General features: G+C 70.3%; 5 protein-coding genes. 4 read left to right on the top strand and 1 reads right to left on the bottom strand.

Features of this window, described 5'->3' with window-relative positions:
* The first annotated feature begins 422 nt into the window (after nt 1–422).
* Nucleotides 423–1,310 carry a LysR family transcriptional regulator gene (locus ACZOOI_RS07415; protein WP_465279995.1) on the top strand — a complete coding sequence of 296 codons (888 nt, stop codon included), beginning with the start codon at nt 423–425 and terminating at the stop codon, nt 1,308–1,310.
* A gap of 416 nt (nt 1,311–1,726) precedes the next feature.
* On the opposite strand, the gene ACZOOI_RS07410 is transcribed toward ACZOOI_RS07415, so the two are convergent.
* Complete coding sequence (locus ACZOOI_RS07410; RefSeq protein ID WP_465279994.1) at nt 1,727–3,514, bottom strand: glycoside hydrolase family 35 protein; 1,788 nt, start codon at nt 3,512–3,514, stop codon at nt 1,727–1,729.
* 350 nt (nt 3,515–3,864) lie between these two features.
* On the opposite strand from ACZOOI_RS07410, the gene ACZOOI_RS07405 reads away from it, so the two are divergent.
* The 3 genes from ACZOOI_RS07405 (at nt 3,865) to ACZOOI_RS07395 (ending at nt 7,262) form a co-directional block, all read left to right on the top strand.
* Complete coding sequence (locus ACZOOI_RS07405; protein ID WP_465279993.1) at nt 3,865–5,274, top strand: ABC transporter substrate-binding protein; 1,410 nt, start codon at nt 3,865–3,867, stop codon at nt 5,272–5,274.
* A 210-nt stretch (nt 5,275–5,484) separates the two neighbouring features.
* Nucleotides 5,485–6,351, top strand: coding sequence for a carbohydrate ABC transporter permease (locus ACZOOI_RS07400; protein WP_391581785.1), 867 nt, complete (start codon nt 5,485–5,487; stop codon nt 6,349–6,351).
* Nucleotides 6,348–7,262 carry a carbohydrate ABC transporter permease gene (locus ACZOOI_RS07395; RefSeq protein WP_465279992.1) on the top strand — a complete coding sequence of 305 codons (915 nt, stop codon included), beginning with the start codon at nt 6,348–6,350 and terminating at the stop codon, nt 7,260–7,262. The genes ACZOOI_RS07400 and ACZOOI_RS07395 overlap by 4 nt, the downstream gene beginning before the upstream one ends.
* Nucleotides 7,263–7,268 lie beyond the last annotated feature (6 nt).

The raw sequence follows: 7,268 nt of genomic DNA, 5'->3' as shown, positions 1-7,268 counted from the left end.
GTGCGGTGGGAATGGGCGCGCGAATTCGTTTCCGGGCACGGTGAATCGCCGCTTCGGTGCCGATGCCGGGACGCGTCCGACAGCCGAAAGTGGTACGTAATCGAAATATCGGCCGCAGCCGAATCACTGGGCCGTATCGTCGGTTTCGGACATCGAGGTGTCAACGGCGAACGAGTTCGCGGAGCACGGCCCGCGACGGCTCCGGCGCATGCCCCACGAGCCCGCTTCGCCCAGTCGGCACACGGCCGGATCGGCCCGCCGGCCCGGCCCGGGCAGGGGTGGTGGGCGCCGAAACTTGCCCGTACGGCATACACCGATGCCCGGATGATCCGTCCGGACCGACACAACGGCCGGGCTTCGCAAGCGAATTGCCCGTTTCATGCCCTGCCGGTATGGGTGGCGTGACCGTTATGGTGCGGCGCGTGACCCTCCAGCAGCTGCGCTACCTCGTCGCCGTCGCGAACTTCGGCACCATGACCGCGGCCGCGGAAGCCCTCTACGTCGCCCAGTCCGCACTGTCCCGCGCGCTCAAGGCGCTCGAACACGAGCTGGGCGCCGAGCTGTTCGTGCGCGAGGGGCGGACGGTCGGACTGACCGCCGAGGGCTCCCGAGTGGTCCGGCTCGCCCGAACCGTGCTCGACACCGTCACCGCGATCGAGGACATCGGTCGAGTGGCCGGCCCGGAGTCCGAGCCGACCCTGACCGTGGCCACCACCTCCACCCTCGCGATCGGCCATGTCGCCCGCCTGGTGTCGGCGTTCGCCGCCGAGCACCCGGAGGCGCCGATCGAGGTGACCCGGTACGACGGGCGCGAGGGGGTGCTGGGCGCGGTCCGCGCGGGCACCGCCGCGATCGGGGTGGCCGACGCACCCGGGCCCGGCGATCTGCGCACCTACCGGCTTGCCGAGGCGGAGGTGGTGCTCGTCTCGCTGCCGGGCACCCGGCTGCCCGACCCGGTGCCGTGGGGCCTGTTGGACGGCTTGCCGATGGTGCTGCCGGGACGCGGCAGCGAGCGGCGCTCGCAGTTCGAGGCGATGTTCGCCGAGATGGGCGTGCGACCGATCGCCGCCTGCGAGCACAACGACCGGGTCAACTGGGTCGCCGGCGTGCTCAACGGCGAGGGCTCGCTGCTGTGGTACCGGGACGTCGCCGAGGACGTCTTCGGCGACTCGGCCGCCGTCCGCTCCCTCGACCCACCGCTGCGCCGCGGCATCATGCTGGTCTGCCGAGAAGACGCCCGCGAACGCTCGGCCCGCCTCTTCATAAACCTGGCCCGCCGAGGCGGCGTCAGCGAACCCGACGCAGACTGACCAAACCACCACCCCAAGCCCAGCCCCACCGAACCAACACCTTCGGCCTCGGCTTGCCGAGCCAACCTCTCCGGCCCGCCGAGCCAACCTCTCCGGCCCGCCGAGCCAACGTCGTCGGCCTGCTGAGCGAATCTTCTCGGCCTGCCGAGCCAACCCCTCCGCCCCGCCGAGCTAATCTCCTCGACCTGCCGAGCCAATCTCCTCAGCCCGCTGAGCCAACCTCTCCGGCCGGCCGAGTGAATCTCTTCGGCCCCCTGAGCCAACCTCCTCGCAGCCCGCCGAACCAACCCGTCAGCCCGTCCGGCGTTTGAGGACAGCCGGGCCGCAGGCCGCTCAGCGTTCGTCGGGCCGACGAGCCCATCGGCCGAGCCGACCCGCGCCAACCGCCCACCCCGTCCGCACGTGCGGACCCGCCGCTACGCGATCGGCGCAGCCGCAGGCTCGCCCAGATCGGGCACGTCCACAAACGAGACCTGCCCCCCGCCAGGGCCATGCAACTCCAGCACGGTCACCGTGTTCGCCCCCACCCGCAACACCGGAGCCGGGACGTACAACGTGCGCTGCGGCCCCGCCGACCAGTAGCGACCGAGCAGGAAGCCGTTGATCCAGACCAGACCCTTGGTCCACCCGTCCAGCCGGACGAACGTGTCCCCGACCGCCTCCACCTCGAAGGTGCCCGAGCGCAGCACCGGTACGCCCGCCGGAATCGGCCCGGAGGCATCCGGCAGCACCGGCCCGCCCGGCGCGTCCAGCGGCAGCGGGTACATCTGCCAGCCGAACAGGTTCTGCCGCTCCAACCGGACACCCCGGGTGATGCCCTTGCGGTCGTGCAGCTCGGGCCCGTAGTTGATCCGCCCGCAGTTCTCCACCAGCAGATCCAGCCGCGCGCCGCCCGCGGGAATGGCCAACTCGCACGAGGGCGAGCCGCCCTCGCTCCGGTCGAGCACCGCGACCGGCACCCCGTCCAGGAACACCTGCGCCCGGTCGGCCAGCCCGTCCACGTGCAGCGGCGCCGCCTCGCGCGGGCCGCTGACCCAGGTGCGGTACAGCACGAAGCCGTACGCCTGGTCGAGCTCCTCCATGGTGAGCGTGCCGGGCGAGTACACCGGCGCGGACAGGTCCTCGACGTGCGTGAGCAGCGCCGCCGCCGAGGGCAGCGCGACCTCGCCGAGCTTGATCCGCGGCGGCAGCGCCGGCGGCGGTTCGGCCGGCAGCGGTGCGTAGCGCCCGATCACCTCGCGGAAGGCCCAGTACTTCTCGGTGAGCTCGCCCGCCTCGCCGATCGCCGCGTCGTAGTCGTAGCTGGTGATCGTCGGCTGATAGACGCCCTCGTGCTCGTTGGCGCCGTTCATCAGCCCGAAGTTGGTGCCGCCGTGCGCCATGTACAGGTTCACCGACCCGCCGGCCGCGAGCATGTCGTCCAGGACGCCCGCCGCATCGGCCGCGTCCCGCACGTGATGGGGATCGCGCCAGTGGTCGAACCAGCCGTTCCAGAACTCCATGCACACCGGCGGGCCGTCCGGCGACCAGCGGCGCAACGTCGCGAACGCCTCGTCCGCACGCGAGCCGAAGTTCACCGTCGGCAACACCCCGGCGACGGTGCCGCCCTGGAGCATCGGCTCGGTGGGCCCGTCGGAGGTGAACAGCAATCCGTTCGCGCCGCGCCGACGCAGCCCCTCGACCAGGTGCCGCAGGTAGGCGACGTCGTTGCCGTAGCTGCCGTACTCGTTCTCCACCTGGAGCGCGATCACCGGCCCGCCGTTCTCCGCGAGCAGTGGCTCGACCAGCGGCATCACCGCGTCCAGGTAGCGGTCCACGGCGGCCAGGTAGGGCGGGTGGGCGCAGCGCAACCGCATCCCCGGGTCCTTGAGCAGCCACGCCGGCAGGCCGCCGAACTCCCACTCGGCGCAGATGTAGGGACCGGGTCGAACGATCGCCTTGAGGCCCTGCCGCTCGGCCGCGCGCAGGAACGCGACCAGGTCCTTGCCGCCGTCGAAGTCGAAGTGCCCGGGGGTGGGTTCGTGCACGTTCCAGGCGACGTAGGTCTCGACCGTGTTCAGGCCCATGCCGCGCAGCCGGGCGAGCCGGTCGTCCCACTGCTCGGGGTGGACACGGAAGTAGTGCAGGGCCCCGGAGAGCATGCGAAACGGTCTGCCGTCGAGGGTGAAGCCGTCTCGACTCGGGACGAGGCTGGGGGTGGTCAAGACGCTCCTCGGGCAGATCCGTGCGGTGGGTCCGGATCATCGTGCACGAGGCGCGCGACCCGAACATGCACTCTTCTGAGCGGCATCGTGGACTTTTCCGCGAGCACCGACCCGTCGTCGTGGGGCTCTCACCTGGATGGATACTCTCTGGTTCACGCACCTTGCCATCCGGTGACCACGCACTTGGACTTTTCTTGCGGATCATCTCGACAAAAGCAGGAGTCCGACGGCAACCCGTTGACGCCTTGTCGGGCAGGGCACATGATCGGCGGCCAGACAGCCTCCACTGCCTCCGACCACGCGCCGGGCTCCGTCGAGCCCTGCCCATTTCCCGAAGGGACGGCCACCTCATGTGGGGTAGCTCCCGCGCTTCGCGCTCGTCGTCGTGCGCCGCTTCGCGCTCCTCGCGCCGAGGCCACCGGACGGCGCGCCGCGCCGCCGTCGCGGTCACCATCGCGGCCCTGACCGCGCTCACCGCCTGCGGTTCCGACTCGGACTCCGATGCCAAGACCGACAAGGCGGCACAGGGCGACAAGGCACCCGGGGGCCAGGGCGGCGGCACCGCCCAGCTCGACTTCTGGGGCTGGAACCCGGCCTACGAGAAGGCCGTGACCGCGTTCAACGCCGCGCACCCCGACATCCACGTCAACTACAACAAGGTCGAGCCGGGCTCCAAGGGCGGCTACGCCAAGATGCTCGCCGCGGTGAAGGCGAACAACGCGCCGTGCCTGGCGCAGATGGGCTACGAGACGCTGCCCAGCTTCCTGGTCGAGGGCGCGCTCCAGGACGTGGACAAGGATGCCGCGGCGGTCAAGTCCAAGTACTCGGCCGGCGCCTGGTCGCAGATGAGCGTGGCGGGCAAGACCTACGGGATCCCGGTGGACACCGGCCCGGTGGCGATGTTCTACCGCACCGACGTGTTCGCCAGGAACGGCCTGACCCCGCCCAAGACCTGGGACGAGTTCGCGCAGCAGGCCGACAAGGTGCACACGGCCGACCCCGCGGTGGCCTACTCGGCCTTCGGCGGCAACGACCCGTGGTGGTACGCGGGCATGGCCTGGCAGAACGGCGGCAGCTGGTTCAAGCCCGAGGGCGACACCTGGAAGGTCTCGCTGACCGAGCCGGGCACGCAGAAGGTCACCCAGTACTGGCAGCAGTTGCTGGACAAGAAGGTCGTCTCGTCCGACCCGACCTTCACCCCCGACTGGTACAAGCGGTTCGGCGACGGCAGCGTGGCCAGCTACGTCGGCCCGGTGTGGTTCACCGCCCTGCTGGAGGAGAACGCCAAGGACGCGGCGGGCAAGTGGGCGGTCGCGCCGATGCCGCAGTGGGACGCGAACGGCAAGGCCACCGGCAACATCGGCGGCTCCGGCACCGCCGTGCTCAAGGGCTGCAAGAACACCAAGGCCGCGGTCGCCTTCGCGGACTGGATGAGCAGCGACACCGCGAGCCTGACCACCCTGGTCAAGGACGCCGGCATCTACCCGGCCGCCACGTCCGGCGCGAGCCTGGACGCAATGCAGCAGCCGTCCGCGTACTTCGGCAACACGAAGATCTACGACATCTTCAAGGAGTCCGCCGCCCAGGCCCCGGCCGGCTGGCAGTGGGGTCCCACGATGACCCAGGTCTCCGCCGACCTGACCGACCGGGTCGGCAAGGCCGGCGCCGGCAACGGCAGGCTCGCCGACGCGCTGACCGGCGTCCAGGGCACCACGATCAAGGCCATCCAGGACAAGGGCCTGAAGGCCGCCGCGGGCTGACCCGCCGTCACCACCCCCGACGTCGCAGGCAGTTCGCCCGTGTCCCGCCGTCCGCGCGTCACCCGCGCGCGACGGCGGGGCATGCCGCCGTCGGCCCCGTAGCACTCCGCCCCGTACCACTCCACCCCCGTTCCACCCGAACCATCCACCGGGAGCCCGCCCTTGAGCGCACCGATCCCGCGGCGCAAGCGCCGGCGGTCCGCACCCCTGATGTTCCTCGCGCCGTTCGGCGTGTTGTTCGCCGCGATGTACGCGGTCCCCGTCGGCTACGCGATCGTCGAGAGCCTGCACAAGATGCAGCGCTCCGGCCTGGGCCTGACCCCGCCGAAGCGGGTGTACGCGGGATTCGAGAACTACACCAAGGCGCTGCACGACGACGCGCTGTGGCACGGCGTGGGCCGGGTGTTGCTGTTCGGCGTGGTCCAGGTGCCGGTGATGCTCGGCCTCGCGCTGGTGCTCGCGCTGCTCCTGGACGCGAAGTCGGCCCGGCTCAAGAGCTTCTTCCGCACCGCCTACTTCCTGCCCTACGCGATCCCCGGCGTGGTCGCCACCATCCTGTGGGCCTTCCTGTACATGCCGCGCTCCAGCCCGGTGGTGAGCATGCTCGACGCGGTCGGCCTGCCGTCCGACTTCCTCGGCGAGGACGCGGTGTTGTGGTCGATCGCCAACGTGGTCACCTGGACCTGGACCGGCTACAACATGCTCGTCATCTACTCCGCGCTCCAGGCCATCCCGCAAGAGCTGTACGAGGCGGCCGAGTTGGACGGGTGCGGCCCGTGGCGCACCGCGTGGCGGATCAAGGTGCCGCTGGTGGCCCCGGCGATCGCGCTGACCACCGTGTTCTCGGTGATCGGCACGCTCCAGCTCTACACCGAACCGCGCGTGTTGCGACCGCTGACCTCGTCCCTGGACGCGGACTACACCCCGATCATGTCCGCCTACCACAAGGCGGTCGAGAACAACGACTACGGCCAGGGCGCCGCGGTCTCGGTGCTGCTCGCCCTGGGCACGTGCGTGTTGTCCTTCGCGGTTCTCAAGCTCTCCGCCCGGCTCACGAACGGCAGGTCCTCGCTGTGACGACGCTGACCACCCCGCCTGCGCGCCCGGTCCGCGATCGGGCGCCGCAGCCCGCCCCGAAGGTGGGCAAGGGCCGCCGTACGCCGATGCGTTCGCAGGTGTTGACCACCTCGTTCCTGTTCCTGGTGGCGACCTACTTCCTGATGCCGGTCTGGTGGCTGCTGGTCTCCTCGACCAAGTCCTCCAGCGACCTGTTCGGCAGCAACGGCTTCTGGTTCGCCGACTGGAACCTGGGCAGCAACCTGCGCCAACTCTTCGCCGAGGACGGCGGCATCTTCCTGCGCTGGGTGTTCAACTCGGTGCTGTACGCGGTCGGCGGCGGCGTGGTGGCCACCTTCCTGGCCGCGATGGCCGGTTACGCGCTGGCCAAGTACCGCTTCCGCGGCCGGGGCGCGATCTTCTCGGTGATCCTGGGCGCGGTGTTGATCCCGACCCCGATGCTGGCGCTGCCGATCTACCTGATGCTCTCCAAGGTGCACCTGGTCGACACGATCTGGGCGGTCCTGCTGCCCGCGGCGGTCAGCCCGTTCGGCGTCTTTTTGGCCAAGACCTACGCCGAGGCGTCGGTGCCGGACGAACTGATCGAGGCCGCCCGGCTGGACGGCGCGAGCGAGTTCCGGATCTTCCGCACCATCGGGCTGCGGATCATGTCGCCCGCGCTGGTGACCATCTTCCTGTTCCAACTGGTCGCGGTCTGGAACAACTTCTTCCTGCCGCTGATCACCCTCAACAACCAGCACCTGTGGCCGGTCACGCTGGGCCTGAACGCCTGGAACAGCGACCCCAACCAGCCGCACGCCAACCTGGTCGTGGTCGGCGCCCTGGTGTCGGTGATCCCACTGGTCGCCGCATTCTGGTCGCTCCAGCGGTTCTGGCGCACCGATCTGGTCGCGGGCGGGGTGAAGGCGTGAACAACC

It is taken from the genome of Embleya sp. L77 (assembly GCF_055557415.1).
This window is presented reverse-complemented; position numbering and strand designations above follow the sequence as displayed.